The organism is Agriterribacter sp. (genome assembly GCF_035497235.1).
Taxonomy (GTDB): Bacteria; Bacteroidota; Bacteroidia; order Chitinophagales; family Chitinophagaceae; genus Agriterribacter.
Genome location: NZ_DATJEB010000014.1, coordinates 71358 through 86571 on the forward strand (window position 1 = coordinate 71358; position 15214 = coordinate 86571).

The following is a 15214-nucleotide window of genomic DNA, read 5'->3' on the forward strand; positions in this document are numbered from 1 at the left end:
TTATTTACGAAATACATTATTTATTCGATACTACACATCGCATATGGTTACGCCCTGCTGCAGGGAAGCCAACTGGCCTTTGGCGTCTTTAGGCGTTGGAATAAATTCCTGTGCAACATATCCTTTAAAGCCCAGGTCAACAATGGCTTTCATGATAGCGGGATAGTATAACTCCTGCGAATCATTAATTTCTCTCCTGCCCGGAACGCCGCCCGTATGAAAATGCGAAAGATAAGGATAGTACTGCCTGATGGTTCTGATCACATCTCCTTCATCTATCTGCATATGATAAATATCATAGAGCAGCTTAAAATTTTCCGACCCTATGCGTTTGGCTAACTCTACGCCCCAGGCTGTTTTATCACACTGGTAATCTTTATGGTCTATCTTACTGTTGAGCAGTTCCATTACGAGGGTTACGTTATGTTTTTCGGCTATCCCGGTTACCTGTTTCAATCCTTCTGCACAGTTTTTCCAGCCGGTTTCATCATCTAAGTTCCTGCGGCTGCCACTAAAGCAGATCAGTTGCTTATACCCCGCTTTAGCTACAAGCGGTATCATTTCCGAATAATTTTTTATAAGCCGGGGATGGAACTCCGTATGATTCCATCCGTCTTCCAGGTTAATTTCAGCGCCGTTGCACATAGAGGAGTATAGCCCGTGCTTTTGTAAAACCGGCCAATCTTTTGGCCCAACCAGGTCAATGGCAACAATACCCATTTTCTTTACTGCAATGCAAAACTCCTCTAATGGGATACCGCCATAGCACCAGCGGCAAACAGCGTGATTGATATTCCCTTTCATACTATAAGTCTTGTCTTCTTTTCCCGGAGCGGCGCTACGTGCAAACACACCCGATGCAGTGCCCATTGCCAGGGAACCTAAAACGATATTTTTAATAGCCCGCCTGCGGGGATGTGATGAAGCATCAGCCATAATAAAAAATAAAAGTTAAGTTAGGGAATGTTTAATAAAAAAAACAAGTTGGCAGTAAATGTAAATGTTTTATTTTTAAAGCCTCTTCTGATTTTTTAATACGTTAATATTTTTTTTCATGAACAGAAAATTACGAATGGGCATGATCGGTGGAGGCAAGGATGCCTTCATCGGTGCGGTTCACCGCATTGCCGCTAACATGGACGGACTTATAGAATTATCATGCGGCGCTTTGAGTATTCGGCCGGAAATAGCCACAGACTCAGGTAAGTCCCTGTTTTTGCCGGAAGACAGGACCTATCTTACTTACGAGGAAATGCTGGAAAAAGAAAGCCGGATGCCGGCCGATAAGCGGATAGATTTTGTAACGATCGTTACACCTAATTTCGCGCATTTTGCTCCTGCCATGCTTGCGTTAAGCAAAGGGTTTCATGTGGTCATTGAAAAACCCATGACGTTTACGCTTGATGAAGCAAAGCAACTGCAAAAAAAAGTAGCCGAAACAGGATTGATATTATGCCTTACGCATACTTACTCGGGTTATCCTATGGTTAAGCAGGCCAAACAAATGATAAGAGAAGGTGTTCTGGGAAAAGTAAGAAAGGTTTGGGTAGAGTATCCGCAGGGATGGCTGAGCAGGCTTACGGAAAGAGAAGGTAACGCGCAGGCAGCCTGGAGAACAGACCCCTCCAAATCCGGCAAAAGTGGTTGTATGGGCGATATTGGCACGCATGCCGCTCATTTGGCGGAATACATTACCGGTTTAAAAATTACCAAACTGGCTGCCGACCTGAATATTATGGTAGAAGGCAGACCCTTAGATGATGATGGCAATGTGTTATTAAAGTTTGATAATGGCGCGGCGGGCGCATTACTGGCCTCGCAGGTAGCGGCAGGAGAAGAAAATGCCCTTAAAATCAGGATCTATGGCGAAAAAGGTGGTCTGGAATGGGCACAGCACGAACCTAATACCCTATTGGTGAAATGGCTGGATCAGCCCGCGCAGATCTATCGTACCGGTGGCGGTTATTTGGGTAACTATGCCAAACACAATACCCGTGTGCCGGGCGGACATCCGGAAGGATACTTAGAAGCATTCGGCAATATTTACCGCAATTTTGCATTAACGATATCTGCCCGTATTGACGGCCAGCAGCCTACCGCTGAAATATTGGATTTTCCGACTGCAGATGATGGCGTAAGAGGAATGGCGTTTATAGATAATGTGGTAAAAAGCGGCGCCAGCAACGAAAAGTGGACCGCATTTGAAGTATAAAAAAGATGTAAAATACAGGAAATAAGGCGGCAGGGAAGTATATTACCACTTCCCTCAGCCTTTTTGCTTATATCTTAGTGTCTTATACCCTATTCATAACCGTTATAAAAAAAATTATAATCATGACAAATATCCAGGGTCCAGCTATATTTCTCGCCCAGTTCCTGGGAGATGAGCCACCCTTTAATAATTTAAAATCTATCTGCGGGTGGGCCGCAGGGTTAGGTTATGCCGGCGTTCAGCTTCCCGCATGGGACAGCCGCATTATTGATTTGCAGAAAGCAGCAGAAAGCAAAACCTATGCCGATGAAATTAAAGGTATAGTAAATGAGGCGGGATTACAGATCACCGAACTTTCTTCTCATTTGCAGGGACAGTTAGTAGCCGTACACCCGGCTTACAACGATTTGTTTGACGGCTTTGCCCCTGCAGCCTATCGTGGAAATGCAAAAGCACGTACCGAATGGGCGGTGCAGCAACTAAAATATGCTGCCAAGGCTTCAAAAAACCTGGGACTGAAAGCGCACGGCACTTTTAGCGGCGCTTTGCTGTGGCAAACGGTTTACCCCTGGCCCCAGCGCCCGGCGGGTTTAGTAGAAACCGGTTTTACAGAATTAGCCAATCGCTGGCTACCCATTTTAAATGTGTTTGATGAAAATGGTATAGACCTGTGTTATGAAATACATCCGGGAGAAGACCTGCACGATGGCATTTCATATGAAATGTTTTTGGAGAAAGTGAACAACCATCCCCGGGCCTGCCTGTTGTATGATCCCAGCCATTTTGTTTTACAATGTTTAAAATACTTAGATTATATTGACAACTACCACGAACGCATACGCATGTTTCATGTAAAAGACGCGGAATTTAATGCCACCGGGAAACAGGGTGTATATGGCGGATACCAGGGATGGGTGCAACGCGCAGGGCGCTTTCGTTCTTTAGGCGACGGGCAGGTTGATTTCAAGTCAATTTTCAGCAAACTGGCGGCCTATGATTATGCCGGCTGGGCCGTGCTGGAGTGGGAATGTGCCATTAAACATCCCGAAACAGGTGCTGCCGAAGGAGCGCCGTTTATTAAAAATCATATTATACGGGTAACGGAAAAAGCCTTTGACGATTTTGCCGGAACAGGCAGCGATGAAAAATTTAATCGCAGGGTTTTGGGGCTTGAGTAGGATTTATTCGGATATTTACGCCCTGATTTTTGACAATACGATGACATTAAAAAAAGTAAGTATGAAAAAAGTGGTAGCTGTATTTTCCATTATTGCAGCCTGTTATGCCTGTGGTAGCGGGCCGGCCGAAGTTAAAAAGCCAATAAGTGTTAATGTAAACCCACAAATTGATGAAGGCCATGCCACGGCAGTTGTTGCTGCCGTGCCTGCCAGTGCCACAAACGCTGCTCCTGCCGCCGCGGCGCCGGCAAAAGATGGTAAAGCACTAATAGCGGGTTCTGATTGCCTTGCCTGTCACAATGAAACAAACAAACTGGTTGGGCCTTCTTACGCGGAGGTAGCCAAAAAATACAAAGAAGCAGATATTCCTAAACTCGTTAAAAAAATAATAGATGGCGGCTCGGGCGTTTGGGGAGAAATACCCATGCCACCTCATGCCGCCTTAGTGCATGATGATGTGGAAGCTATGGTTAAATACATTCTTACCATTAAATAAGTATCATGAAAATTTTCAGAACAGTAGTTTTAGGAAGTTTATTACTGGCAGGTACCGCTTTATTGAATAACACGGTTGCCCAGCAAAAAGACAATACCCTTACCAAAAAAGAAAAAAAGCAGGGCTGGCAATTGTTATTCAACGGAACAACCACCAATGGCTGGCACTCTTTTAATAAACCGCAGTTAGGCAGTGCATGGAATGTGGAGGACGGCGCGTTTCACCTGGGTAAGAAAGAAAACAGCGATGCCGGTGGCGATGCGGTTACCAACGAATCATTCGGCGATTTTAACCTGAAACTCGAATGGAAAATTTCGCCTAACGGTAACAGTGGTATCATGTTCCTGGTAAAAGAAGATACCAAATACAAATATGCCCATTACACCGGTCCTGAAATGCAGGTATTAGATAATAACGGGCACCCGGATGCAAAGATCATTAAACACCGCGCCGGCGACCTGTATGATTTAATTACCAGCAAACCGGAGAATGTAAAACCCGCCGGAGAATGGAATAGTGTAGAAATTAAGTTGGAAAAATCGAAACTTGAGTTCTGGCAGAACGGTGTTAAAGTAGTATCAACCACCCTTTGGGACGATAACTGGAACAAACTGGTAGCGGGCAGTAAGTTTAAAGGACTGGAAGATTTTGCGAAATTTAAATCAGGTCATATTGTATTGCAGGATCACGGCAATGAAGTGTGGTATAAGAATATTAAGATCAGGAAACTGTAGGGTAAATATTAATGGCGAAAGAAATGCAAAGGAACCGGTTAGGCAATGCTTAGCCGGTTTTTTTGTGCAATCTTTCTAAAAGTTACTACAAGCAAAATCATAAACACAGGTATAACTGTAAAGCGGGTAAGTACGTTCAGAGCAGATGCCAATGCCATAGGCTTATAAAAATACTTATCGAATCTTTCCGCCCTGTTATCGAAACAAAACAGCGCTTAATCGAATTAAGTTTCAGCGCCGGTAAAGGTTTTAGATATTTATACTGTTATAGTTGATGACGTTAACCCAATGAAAACGAAAATTCTGATATCCCTGAAAAAACGCCTTCGATTGCGCAACCCTAACCCTGGAATGCACGATCCGATACTTAAGAAAAAACCAAAAGCGAGCCCTTGAACCCTAATCCTGATCCCTTGAAAAAACTGTGAAGTCCAGTCAGTACCCCTAAAAAAACCATAACAGTTGCTTTACAACCTCTGACAAGATTTCAAATGATTGAACCGCGCCTCATTCTAGGCGCGGTTTTATTTTTTTCCGAGATAAATCTTTTCCCCATTTTTCCGCAGCGATTCATAAACCGCATCAATCACTACCATGTCTTTCAGTCCTTCTTCACCGGTCATGCCCGGATCGGGCGCACCATTGAGTATGCAATCGGCCAGCCCATCCATTTGCACGGCCTGGTGGGTAGTGAGCGGCTGGTTCATGGGGCCAAGGTGTGTTCTCCCCTGGATAGGGCCATAACCAAAAGCCGGGCTAAGTTCCGCAAATCCTTTATCGCCAATAAGGTAAAGTCTTTCGTAATTATTAAAATTATAGGAGGTTCCGCAGGAAGCGATAACACCACTGGGAAAGCCCAACTGGAAGGTAACGGTTTCATCTACATCGGCAAATTTCACCATGTCCGTTTTGCTTTCCTGGGCCGTTACCCAAACCGGTTCCTCACCGGTAGCATAACGGGCGCCATTAAGCGCATATACGCCCACGTCCATCATGGCGCCTCCCCCGGCTAATGCTTTTTTTAACCGCCATTGGGTAGGATCGCCGATTTTAAACCCCATATAATTATTTACATGCATGATCCTGCCAAACTCACCGGCTTTGCGCATCCTTACCAGCTCACGGGTATGCGGTTCAAAATGCAGGCGGTATCCCACATAAAATTTAACACCCGCTTTTTTGCACGCTGCAATCATTTCCCTTGCCTGCTGCGCATTATCGGCAACAGGCTTTTCACAAATAACATGTTTGCCCGCAGCGGCTACCTGCAGCACATGTTTATGATGGAGCGAATTGGGTGTGGTAACATATACCAGGTCTATATCAGGGTTATTGGCAATGGTATGAAGCGTATCGTAGTTATATACGTTTTTACCGGGTATTCCATAGTTGGATTTCCAGGTGGCTATTTTAGAAGGTGTTCCCGTAACAATACCCGTAAGCGTTGCCAATTTACATTCCTTCATTGCCCTGGCTACAATACTGGCATAGCCGCCCAGCCCCATCAGCGCTACGCGAAGCTGCTTACCCGGCTTTTTAAAATCAGGAAAAACAGAAGCGGGAGAAGACAGCGGCGTTAATGCTGCCGCACCTAGTCCGATGGATAGCTTTTGCAAAAAATGGCGACGGGATGACATAGTGAATGGTTTAAAGAAATGACGGCTACCAGTGTATATAACACCCGTATACCGGTAAATGAGATACGCGATAAAGATCGCATATACTCCTGAAAAATAAATATACAATTTCCGTAAAATAAAATGACATGTTGTGATATAATGCTTTTATGATTTCACCGGCAATAAAAAGACCTGTAATTTGTGCGCTACTACCATTCCATAAATAAGATGAGCATGAAAACGCAGCAATATAAAAATCATGTGCGCTATTACCCGCCGCATCATTTTGTTTTTTACCCGGTCATTGGATTATTACTTTTTATCAGCATCCGGGGGATATGCCTCGATACTGCCAATAAATGGCTGTGGATAATGGTTACGCTGTTAACAGTAGTTACCGGTTGGCTAAGTTTTATGATGAGACAGCATTACGCGCTGACCTCCCAGAACCGGATAGTGCGGCTGGAACTTCGTTTGCGCTACTACCAGCTTACACAACAACGTTTAGAAAGTATCGAAAACCAGTTAAGCTTTAAGCAACTGGCAGCATTGCGGTTTGCTCCTGATGAAGAATTTGTCTCACTTCTTCAGCGTACATTAAGCGAAGGCCTGTCTCCTGATGCCATTAAGCAGGCCATTAAAAACTGGCTGCCCGATACAATGCGGGTATAAGTATTATCTTTATAAAAAAATTATACCATGTCATTGCTGAATCAACAACACAATAAGGGCAAGAAGAAAGGAAATAAAAAAGCCAACCTGGCCAACAATCAGGGATCCAAATTCATACAAAAGCCCAAAGCCACAGGTTTTGTAAGCAAACAAACCAATACCGGTTCACAAAGAGGAAGCTAAGCTATATACTAAATGATGGAAGATCCCGTTCGGCTTGTCATACGCTCCATACAACATATTGGCATTCCGGTTAGCAGCTTACCGGTTTCGGAAGCATTCTATAACCGGTTGGGCTTTACCAATGTAATGCAGGCCGCATTTATGCATAATGGCAATAGCGGCACCTGTGTTATGATGAAGCGGGACAATATGATTATTGAATTATACCAGTTGCCCGGCAGTGAACTTGAAAACATCCGCAACCGTAAAGACGGCCATATAGATCATGTTGCTTTTGATGTGCCTGACATTAATGAAGCATTTGCCGCGCTGAAGCGTGGAGGATATACGATTATGGAAGAGGCTCCTGTATTTTTAAACTTCTGGCAAAACGGATGTAAGTACTTTAATATAGTAGGTCCCGATGGGGAAAGGCTGGAGTTTAATCAGATCCTTTGATTTGCAAATAAAAGCTATGCAGGTTTTAAAAAATCTTTTCCAGGTGGGCGGCGATATTAACGGGATCACTTTTGATCTCCGGGATGCGCTGTGGAATGATGGTAATTCCTATATTTTAAAAACAGCGGAAGGACTGATCATGTTTGATTGTGGATGTGGCGATACGATGGAGCAGCTATTTGAAAATATGCGGTACTGGGATTTGTCGCCCAGTGATATACGGTATTGTGTGCTTACGCATCCGCATTATGATCATGCCGGCGGAGCGCATATACTTAAAAAGAGGGGCGTGAAGCTGGTAGCTATTGGTGAAACCGCCGATGCCGTAGCTTCGGGTGATGAACGTTGCTGCGGTTACCTCTATCATAAAATTTTTACGCCTGTAACGGTTGACCAGATAGTGAAAGACGGAGAAAAGCTCAGCTTGCTGGGTGTGGAAATAGAAGTGATGCACCTGCCCGGACACAGCATGGGCTGTACCGCGTTTTTATTTGAATGGAGCGGTAAAAAGCTGGTGGTTAGCGGAGATGTGATCGGTACGCTGTTAGTGGGCGATTTTGGCTGGGATGGTTCCATTGATTTCGATAAAAAAATATACACAGAATCATTGCGGCGTTTTGCCAAAGTAGATTCGGATATTATGCTGCCCGGCCACGGCATGATATACTTTCATAAGCCCAGGTGGCGGGTGGAACAGGCGCTGAACTCAGCGTTGATGCAATGGCGTTAGTTTATTAATACTACATCATCTTTTGCGCTTACCACACAGGAGGATTATAGTCACATAGGAATACACATAGGCTTCTCTCTTCTATTGGACATTTATATGCCTGCTGTGTCTATGTGTTTCATTTTCAGGCCGAAGCCAGGCTATTATACGCCTGCCTTCTGTATCACTTCCAATGTTTTCCTGAGTCCTGTTTCGGCAACTTTTTGAAGATCCTGTTTCCAATATTCCGGGTTGTACATTTCCAGCGACACGCATCCTTTAAAGCCTGTTCCCTTTAAATCTTTTAAAATAGAGGTAAGCGGCAATATGCCATCGCCGGGATATACCCTGTGCTTATCTTCTAACTGCGCTAAGGCAGGAGTGGCCGGCGCATCATTGAACTGAAAAATAGCGAATGCATCTCCTTTCATCAGCTTAATACCTTCAAATCCGCCTTCACTTATATACATATGGTATACATCCGGGATAACCATTGCTTTAGGGTGATTAGCGTCTAAGGCAATGCCCACCGCCTGTCCCAGTGTTTTCAACGGAAAGAACTTTACAAAAACCAGGGCAGGTTGTATATTGTATTCTTTCAGGCCTATTTCAATAATATCCCTGTAACGGTCAGCCACCCATTTACGGTCAAAATTTTCACCAACCGTATTGGGAATGGTTTGTATATGCTGCGCGCCTATATCCGATGCCATGCGCATGCGGCGGCGGGTATCCTGCAGCGATGCGTTAAATAATTCCTGCGTGGGTGGCAAAGCATTCCACAAGCCAATAACACTCGGCACAAATAAACCCAGGTCTTTGATCTGTTTGCCAAGGTCTTTAAGGTTACCGCCATTCTTTTCATATTCCGCAAGCTCACCATCCCAGGGTTCAATGGCATCGAAGCCCGCTTTAGCGGCTATTTTTACTTTATCGGCAAGCGTTGCGGGCCGTATAGTGGCAGTGTCCAGGCAAATGGGCCACGGACTTACCCCTTTCTGGTATCTTTTTTCTTTTTTTTCAGGACCATCCTTTTGTTTAAAAGAAAGAAGCGATGCCGAACCTGCAGCTATGCCTGCAGCAGTTCCCAGTCCGATAAAATTTCTGCGTTTCATTGATGTGGTTAAAGTGTAAATAAGGTAAACTTCGTATATGCTACGTTGTTAGTAATACAAAAAAACTAAGCTACGAAAAAAATAAACGCATGCATAAAAAACACGGGCAGGCTGTTAACGATCCCGGTTCAATGTATATCTCCGGTTCAGGGGAAAAGCTTTAATTGTTTAATACCGCTATAAACGAATCCATTATTCTCCTCACATCCTTTAATGTATTTTCATCGGTTATCTGCTGCCGGTCATTCACTTTTGTTTTAATAAAGGAAATCAGCAGTTGTGTGCTTTCGTCAATCCTTGCTTCAATTACCTGCAGCGTGCCTAATAAAGACAGATGTGCCTTTTGCCCCAATGAAGATGCCGTTATCGCAACTACCGGCTTGTTTGAAAAATCGGAGGAAGAAACAGTCCAGTCTAATAAGTTCTTCAAACTTCCCGGTACACCCATAGCATATTCCGGAATACAGATCAGGATACCATTTGCTTCCTTTATTTGTTTGCGGAGATCTGTTACCTGCACGGGCGGGTTTTCAGTATCATCGTCTGGATTAAATTGCGGAAGGGTTAAATAGCTATCGGGACAAGCACGGATGAGGATACAACACATCCGTGCACACGCCTTGATTTAGCTTTATTACTACTGTAGATTCAGCTATTTATCCCTGATAAATGTTCAAAGAGCCTGAACTATCGTTACTTTATCAGGTCAATAGTTTTCTAATTACTATTTACTTAGCACAAAAAAGTTAAGTCACAATACTGTTTGCGGACTGATCTATTTAATTCTAAATTTTAACATTTATTTTACCACCCCAGCAGCCAGGCAAAGATCAGCGGCGCTACAATGGTAGCGTCACTTTCCACAATGAACTTTGGCGTATTAATATCTAATTTGCCCCAGGTAATTTTTTCATTGGGTACCGCCCCGGAGTAAGAGCCATAGGAAGTAGTGGAATCGCTGATCTGGCAGAAGTAGCTCCAGAAAGGCACATCGTGCCATTCTAAATCCTGGTACATCATGGGCACCACGCAAATGGGGAAATCGCCGGCAATACCGCCACCAATCTGGAAAAATCCCACTCCTTTTCCACCGCTGTTCTTGCGGTACCATTCCGTAAGCCAAACCATGTATTCGATACCGCTTTTCATGGTGCTGGCTTTCAGCTCCTTTTTAATAATATAGGACGCGAAAATATTACCCATGGTGCTGTCTTCCCATCCCGGCACAACGATAGGAATATTTTTTTGCGCGGCGGCCAGCATCCAGCTATTTTTCGGATCAATTTCATAGTGCTGTTCCAGCACGCCGCTCAGCAGCAGTTTGTACATGTATTCGTGGGGGAAATACCGTTCGCCAGATGCGTCTGCTTCCTTCCAGATTTTTACGATATGCTTTTGAATCCTGCGAAACGCTTCTTCCTCGGGGATGCAGGTATCGGTTACACGGTTGTAATGATTTTCGAGCAGTTCCCATTCTTCCTGCGGACTCAGGTCGCGGTAATGGGGTACGCGTTTGTAATGACTGTGCGCCACCAGGTTCATGACATCTTCTTCGAGATTAGCACCTGTACAACTAATGATCTGCACTTTATCCTGCCGGATCATTTCCGCCAGCGACAGCCCCAGTTCGGCAGTGCTCATGGCGCCTGCTAGGGTGATCATCATTTTACCGCCTTCTAATAAATGCGTTTCATATCCTTTAGCCGCATCCATCAGCGCTGCGGAATTAAAATGCCTGTAGTGATGTTGAATGAACTGCGATACGGGTCCTTTTTGCATAATAATAGCTTTATGGTATTGCCGGCAAAAATAGGATAATTAGGCGGGATGGGAAGAAGGTGATATCTCTTATACAAGTTCCTTATAAATGCCAGAATTTTTCCATTCCCATCCTTCTGACAATTCATTATCAAGTCCGCGGAGACTATTTATTATATTGTTCTTTACTTTGCTCATTAGCATTGTTACAGTACAAATGAGTGACACCCGTCCGAACGCCTGCCCCGTCCACTGGTGTCATCCCGGCGGGCAACGGAAGCCAGGCAGCTATTCTATTGCCGGCTAACTGATATCAGGCATACCATGTAAGGCTGATGCTGTTTCAGTACATAAAAAACTTCTGCCAACACACATTGAGCGATATATTTTCGCGCTTTAAAAGATCACCGTTTTATTGCCGCTTAGCATTACCCTGTCTTCCAGTACTAATTTTAAGGCCTGCGCCAGCACCATTTTTTCTATACCCTTGCCGGCGCGGGACATTTCTGCTGCATTCTGCGAATGATCAACAGGAATAACATTCTGGCAAATAATAGGGCCTTCATCTAAATGGTCATTCACAAAATGCGCGGTGGCACCAATGATCTTAACCCCACGCTCGTAAGCCTGGCGGTAAGGCTGCGCACCAATGAATGCCGGCAAAAAAGAGTGATGAATGTTGATGATCTTTTCTTTGTATTGCTGCACAAAATTAGGGGTGAGTATGCGCATATACCGGGCCAATACAATATAATCCGGCGCGTAGTTATTGATGGCGCCAGTCAGCAATTGTTCATGCTCCTCCCGCGAAAGCGTTTCAGCGGCAATATAATGATAGGGCAGGTTGAACCTTTCGGTAAAATCCTTTAACAGGTCATAATTGCTTATTACCCCGCTTATTTCCGCATTCCATTCCTTAAAATGATTGCGCATCAGCAGGTCGCCGAGGCAATGATTCTCCCTGGTAGCAAGTATTACCAATCGCTTCCTGCGGTCGGGCACTACTTCTATCCGGCTGTTGGGAGGAAGTACTGCCGTTAATGCCTCCAGCAATACCGTTTGATTGGCTTCCCCTTCCGCTTCTGTACGCATGAAGAATCGGTTGGTATCTTCATCTACAAATTCCTTATTTTTTACAATATTCAACCCGTTTTCATATAATACGCGGGTGATCTTATAGATCAGCCCCTTTTCATCGGTGCAATTCACTAATATAGTGAGCGATTTATTCATTGTAAGATGATGACAGTGAACTAAGATATGATCTAAAAAATACGATTGAACAATAATGATTTCAACAGGCGGTTTGTTTGTGCGGCAAATTAAAGAAAATCTGGTTTTAACAGTTCCTCCTCCTGTTTTTCCGCTTTACGTAAATCTCAAAGAAGAGAAACCTTTATTTTTCCGGCTTTAGGATTTACCCTGTAAATGAAACAAAAATAACGCGCATGGCAACGCCAAAGATAAAGAAAACAATATGGCAAAAAGTACGCAAACTGTTCAATGATATCCATCTCTGGCTGGGGCTTGGCAGCGGATTGATTGTAATTGTGATTTGTTTCAGCGGAACTGCATATGTATATAATACCGAACTAACGGAGATGGCTGCACCGCATTTATATGAGGTGAAACCGGCTCCAGGTGCAGAACGCATTGCTCCCGAACAACTGCTGATGAAAGTACAGGAGCTGTCGGGAGGTAAAGTAACTGCTGTTAACATACCGGCCAACCCCGAAAGAACCTACCAGTTTAATGTAAGAACGAAAGACGATAAATCGCGTTTTGGCACTACTTATATGGTTGATCCGTATACAGGGGATATTGTGGGAAATTCACTTGAAAAAAACAGTACAAAGGAATTCATGGGTACTATGTTCAGCCTGCACCGCTGGCTGCTGCTTGATAAAGTGGAGAAGCCCATTCTGAGCAGCATGACCAACAAGGAACTGGGAAGCAGTATATCCGGGTGGACTACCATTATTTTTACATTGGGCTGCATAACCGGTTTGATCATATGGTTCCCGCAAAAAATAAGAACATGGCGACAGGGATTAAAAATAAAGCTTACCGGCAACTGGAAGCGTGTTAACCACGACCTGCACAATTCACTCGCCTTTTATTCGCTCATTTTTTTATTGGTGATGGGGCTTACCGGCCCGCAGTGGTCATTTGAATGGTACAGGGACGGTTTACAAAGAACACTGGGAACATACAAACCCAAACCACAGGGAATAAGCACGGCGAATCCGGGCAATGGGGAAAAGAACAGTGAAAAAGAAAATAGCCACCCCCCCCAAATATCAGCCGGCGTAAGCACCTCGCCTGTTGAGCATGAACAACAGCCCTTAAGCATTACGGCGTATGTAGCGGCAGCCAACAAGCTGCTATCTTATAAAGGAAATTATATGGTGAGCCTGCCGGCGGATACAAAAGCTCCGGTATCTATTACTAAAACAAGAGTGGGCTTTTTTGCACCGGCAGCAGGCGATAAATTATCGCTGGATCAATACACAGCCGCTGCCGTTAAAGTAGATATTTTTAGGAACAAACCCTTCAATGAGCGGATTGCAGGCTCTATAAAGGCGCTGCATGTAGGCAATATGTATGGCGGGTTTACTAAACTGCTCTATTTTATTGCCTGTTTGATTGCTACTACCCTGCCCGTTACGGGCACCCTTATCTGGCTCAACAAACTGAAGAAAAAAAGAAAGCGGAAGCCATTTGCTTTTCAGCCTGTAAAAGAACCTTTATTTAATTAAGGCATATTAAGAAACGCCTAATGTTAGTTGAAGCGTATTATCACTAAAAGGAGAAGCATAACCTGATTAACAGGAAAAGTAATGGCTTGCCTGCTTTAGCAGTAGCAGGAAACAGGGTGTGCTTCAAAACAAAACTGTAGCCAGGTATCTTTTTTGGAGGTTGCTGAATATTTTATTATCTTAAATCTCCCGTTCCCGCTGTTTCATTATTTACAGCTAACACCTAAAATGCTAACCATGAAAGTGTACACAGTTTACCTGCTGTTCCTGTGCTGTTTATTGAGCAAGCTCTCCTTTGCACAGGATTATTTTTACAACAACCTTTATTATGACAACGATTTTCTTTTTGAAGGAGGACTATCGCTGGGCGCTATCAACTGCCTCACAGACATTGGCGGCAGGCCTGGTAATGGTAAAAAATTTCTGAAAGACCTCAACTGGCAAAACACCAGAATGAGTGGCGGTATTTTTGTAAACTTTAGCTACCGGTATACCCTGGGCGCCCGGCTGGAATTTAATATGGGTAACATGATGGCCTACGACAGCATTCTAAAAAATGATCCTTCCGAAGCACGCAACCGCTATCGCCGCAATCTTCATTTTAAAAGCCATATTACAGAACTACTGCTGCTTGCCGAATTGCACCCGCTGATGTTGTTCCCGGCCAACCACACAGCGAATGTATTTTCCCCCTATTTGGTTGGAGGTATAGGTTTGTTTCATTTTGATCCGCAGGCCTGCCTTAACGGAGAATGGGTTTTCCTGAATGACCTGTACACAGAGGGACAGGGCTTTGGAGAATATCCCGAAAGAAAAGCATACCGGCTAACGCAACTTCACTTTCCAGTGGGAGTTGGCATAAAATATGAATGCTCAGCCTTACTGAACCTCCGTGTTGAAATATTACACCGCTTTACCCGAACGGATTATTTAGATGATGTGAGTACCCGGTATATTGATCCTGCGCTATTCCAGAAATATCTTTCTCCCCACCAGGCATCATATGCCCGGCAATTGCACAACAGGCAAAAGGAAATTGATCCCTCCGCCACAACAATACCCAATGCCATAAGAGGCAACAACAGCAGGAACGATTCCTATTTTACCGTGCAGTGTAAGCTTAGCCTGATCATAGGGCGTGAAAGAAGATAAAGTGATAGAGGCTCATTATGCCACTAAGACTCTAAGGCACTAAGTGGCACCAGGATACTTTGTAAACCTTCGTGACAAGCAATGCGTGTTTTGTAAATCCTTGCGTCTTCGTGCCTTTGTGGCGAAGAACAAAGGAAAGCCATCAATAAAAAATAAAACTTATGGAATATTTACCCTTGACCAAAGAAG

At 44.2% G+C, this 15214-nt stretch carries 17 protein-coding genes; 11 read left to right on the forward strand and 6 right to left on the reverse strand.

The features are described 5' to 3' along the window. Positions 1–30 precede the first annotated feature (30 nt). Positions 31–936 carry a hydroxypyruvate isomerase family protein gene (locus VL121_RS04810; protein WP_325402721.1) on the reverse strand — a complete coding sequence of 302 codons (906 nt, stop codon included), beginning with the start codon at positions 934–936 and terminating at the stop codon, positions 31–33. A gap of 118 nt (positions 937–1054) precedes the next feature. Between VL121_RS04810 and VL121_RS04815 the strand changes: the two genes are divergently transcribed. From VL121_RS04815 to VL121_RS04830, 4 genes are all read left to right on the forward strand, one after another. Continuing rightward, positions 1055–2212, forward strand: a complete 1158-nt coding sequence (locus VL121_RS04815; RefSeq protein ID WP_325402723.1) for a Gfo/Idh/MocA family protein — start codon at positions 1055–1057, stop codon at positions 2210–2212. A 122-nt stretch (positions 2213–2334) separates the two neighbouring features. After that, positions 2335–3390, forward strand: a complete 1056-nt coding sequence (locus VL121_RS04820) for a sugar phosphate isomerase/epimerase family protein (protein ID WP_325402725.1) — start codon at positions 2335–2337, stop codon at positions 3388–3390. 61 nt (positions 3391–3451) lie between these two features. Beyond that, positions 3452–3886: a c-type cytochrome gene (locus VL121_RS04825; RefSeq protein WP_325402727.1), complete on the forward strand. Its 435-nt coding sequence runs from the start codon at positions 3452–3454 to the stop codon at positions 3884–3886. 5 nt (positions 3887–3891) lie between these two features. After that, positions 3892–4620 carry a 3-keto-disaccharide hydrolase gene (locus VL121_RS04830; RefSeq protein WP_325402729.1) on the forward strand — a complete coding sequence of 243 codons (729 nt, stop codon included), beginning with the start codon at positions 3892–3894 and terminating at the stop codon, positions 4618–4620. 524 nt (positions 4621–5144) lie between these two features. On the opposite strand, the gene VL121_RS04835 is transcribed toward VL121_RS04830, so the two are convergent. After that, on the reverse strand, positions 5145–6257 hold the full coding sequence (locus tag VL121_RS04835) for a Gfo/Idh/MocA family protein (protein WP_325402731.1): 1113 nt from the start codon (positions 6255–6257) through the stop codon (positions 5145–5147). Between the two features lie 216 nt (positions 6258–6473). Between VL121_RS04835 and VL121_RS04840 the strand changes: the two genes are divergently transcribed. From VL121_RS04840 to VL121_RS04855, 4 genes are read left to right on the forward strand one after another with little or no spacing between them, the layout of a single operon-like run. Further along, positions 6474–6911 (forward strand): DUF6526 family protein, encoded by a 438-nt coding sequence (locus VL121_RS04840; RefSeq protein ID WP_325402733.1) that lies wholly within the window; start codon positions 6474–6476, stop codon positions 6909–6911. 27 nt (positions 6912–6938) lie between these two features. Then, complete coding sequence (locus tag VL121_RS04845) at positions 6939–7094, forward strand: hypothetical protein (RefSeq protein WP_325402735.1); 156 nt, start codon at positions 6939–6941, stop codon at positions 7092–7094. A 12-nt stretch (positions 7095–7106) separates the two neighbouring features. Beyond that, positions 7107–7532, forward strand: coding sequence for a VOC family protein (locus tag VL121_RS04850; protein WP_325402737.1), 426 nt, complete (start codon positions 7107–7109; stop codon positions 7530–7532). A gap of 16 nt (positions 7533–7548) precedes the next feature. Then, positions 7549–8262: an MBL fold metallo-hydrolase gene (locus VL121_RS04855; RefSeq protein WP_325402739.1), complete on the forward strand. Its 714-nt coding sequence runs from the start codon at positions 7549–7551 to the stop codon at positions 8260–8262. A 143-nt stretch (positions 8263–8405) separates the two neighbouring features. Here the strand turns inward: VL121_RS04855 and VL121_RS04860 are convergent, their stop codons facing one another. From VL121_RS04860 to VL121_RS04870, 3 genes are all read right to left on the reverse strand, one after another. Next, positions 8406–9356, reverse strand: a complete 951-nt coding sequence (locus VL121_RS04860) for a sugar phosphate isomerase/epimerase family protein (RefSeq protein ID WP_325402741.1) — start codon at positions 9354–9356, stop codon at positions 8406–8408. 160 nt (positions 9357–9516) lie between these two features. After that, positions 9517–9963, reverse strand: a complete 447-nt coding sequence (locus VL121_RS04865) for an NADPH-dependent FMN reductase (RefSeq protein WP_325402743.1) — start codon at positions 9961–9963, stop codon at positions 9517–9519. Between the two features lie 197 nt (positions 9964–10160). After that, entirely contained in the window at positions 10161–11135 is a 975-nt protein-coding gene (locus VL121_RS04870) for a deoxyhypusine synthase family protein (RefSeq protein WP_325402745.1), read from the reverse strand. Positions 11136–11223: 88 nt separating this feature from the next. Between VL121_RS04870 and VL121_RS04875 the strand changes: the two genes are divergently transcribed. Continuing rightward, entirely contained in the window at positions 11224–11421 is a 198-nt protein-coding gene (locus tag VL121_RS04875; protein ID WP_325402747.1) for a hypothetical protein, read from the forward strand. An 89-nt stretch (positions 11422–11510) separates the two neighbouring features. Here the strand turns inward: VL121_RS04875 and purU are convergent, their stop codons facing one another. Continuing rightward, complete coding sequence (gene purU, locus VL121_RS04880; RefSeq protein WP_325402749.1) at positions 11511–12347, reverse strand: formyltetrahydrofolate deformylase; 837 nt, start codon at positions 12345–12347, stop codon at positions 11511–11513. Positions 12348–12562: 215 nt separating this feature from the next. Between purU and VL121_RS04885 the strand changes: the two genes are divergently transcribed. Both VL121_RS04885 and VL121_RS04890 read left to right on the forward strand, forming a co-directional pair. After that, positions 12563–13873: a PepSY-associated TM helix domain-containing protein gene (locus VL121_RS04885; protein ID WP_325402751.1), complete on the forward strand. Its 1311-nt coding sequence runs from the start codon at positions 12563–12565 to the stop codon at positions 13871–13873. A gap of 237 nt (positions 13874–14110) precedes the next feature. After that, positions 14111–15025: a DUF6089 family protein gene (locus VL121_RS04890; RefSeq protein ID WP_325402753.1), complete on the forward strand. Its 915-nt coding sequence runs from the start codon at positions 14111–14113 to the stop codon at positions 15023–15025. Positions 15026–15214: the final 189 nt, after the last annotated feature.

What these genes read in the sequence shown, in the direction of transcription:
- VL121_RS04810 (WP_325402721.1), bottom strand. Translation starts at nt 936, where the DNA reads ATGGCTGATGCTTCATCACATCCCCGCAGGCGGGCTATTAAAAATATC.
- VL121_RS04815 (WP_325402723.1), top strand. Translation starts at nt 1,055, where the DNA reads ATGAACAGAAAATTACGAATGGGCATGATCGGTGGAGGCAAGGATGCC.
- VL121_RS04820 (WP_325402725.1), top strand. Translation starts at nt 2,335, where the DNA reads ATGACAAATATCCAGGGTCCAGCTATATTTCTCGCCCAGTTCCTGGGA.
- VL121_RS04825 (WP_325402727.1), top strand. Translation starts at nt 3,452, where the DNA reads ATGAAAAAAGTGGTAGCTGTATTTTCCATTATTGCAGCCTGTTATGCC.
- VL121_RS04830 (WP_325402729.1), top strand. Translation starts at nt 3,892, where the DNA reads ATGAAAATTTTCAGAACAGTAGTTTTAGGAAGTTTATTACTGGCAGGT.
- VL121_RS04835 (WP_325402731.1), bottom strand. Translation starts at nt 6,257, where the DNA reads ATGTCATCCCGTCGCCATTTTTTGCAAAAGCTATCCATCGGACTAGGT.
- VL121_RS04840 (WP_325402733.1), top strand. Translation starts at nt 6,474, where the DNA reads ATGAAAACGCAGCAATATAAAAATCATGTGCGCTATTACCCGCCGCAT.
- VL121_RS04845 (WP_325402735.1), top strand. Translation starts at nt 6,939, where the DNA reads ATGTCATTGCTGAATCAACAACACAATAAGGGCAAGAAGAAAGGAAAT.
- VL121_RS04850 (WP_325402737.1), top strand. Translation starts at nt 7,107, where the DNA reads ATGATGGAAGATCCCGTTCGGCTTGTCATACGCTCCATACAACATATT.
- VL121_RS04855 (WP_325402739.1), top strand. Translation starts at nt 7,549, where the DNA reads ATGCAGGTTTTAAAAAATCTTTTCCAGGTGGGCGGCGATATTAACGGG.
- VL121_RS04860 (WP_325402741.1), bottom strand. Translation starts at nt 9,356, where the DNA reads ATGAAACGCAGAAATTTTATCGGACTGGGAACTGCTGCAGGCATAGCT.
- VL121_RS04865 (WP_325402743.1), bottom strand. Translation starts at nt 9,963, where the DNA reads ATGTGTTGTATCCTCATCCGTGCTTGTCCCGATAGCTATTTAACCCTT.
- VL121_RS04870 (WP_325402745.1), bottom strand. Translation starts at nt 11,135, where the DNA reads ATGCAAAAAGGACCCGTATCGCAGTTCATTCAACATCACTACAGGCAT.
- VL121_RS04875 (WP_325402747.1), top strand. Translation starts at nt 11,224, where the DNA reads ATGCCAGAATTTTTCCATTCCCATCCTTCTGACAATTCATTATCAAGT.
- purU (WP_325402749.1), bottom strand. Translation starts at nt 12,347, where the DNA reads ATGAATAAATCGCTCACTATATTAGTGAATTGCACCGATGAAAAGGGG.
- VL121_RS04885 (WP_325402751.1), top strand. Translation starts at nt 12,563, where the DNA reads ATGGCAACGCCAAAGATAAAGAAAACAATATGGCAAAAAGTACGCAAA.
- VL121_RS04890 (WP_325402753.1), top strand. Translation starts at nt 14,111, where the DNA reads ATGAAAGTGTACACAGTTTACCTGCTGTTCCTGTGCTGTTTATTGAGC.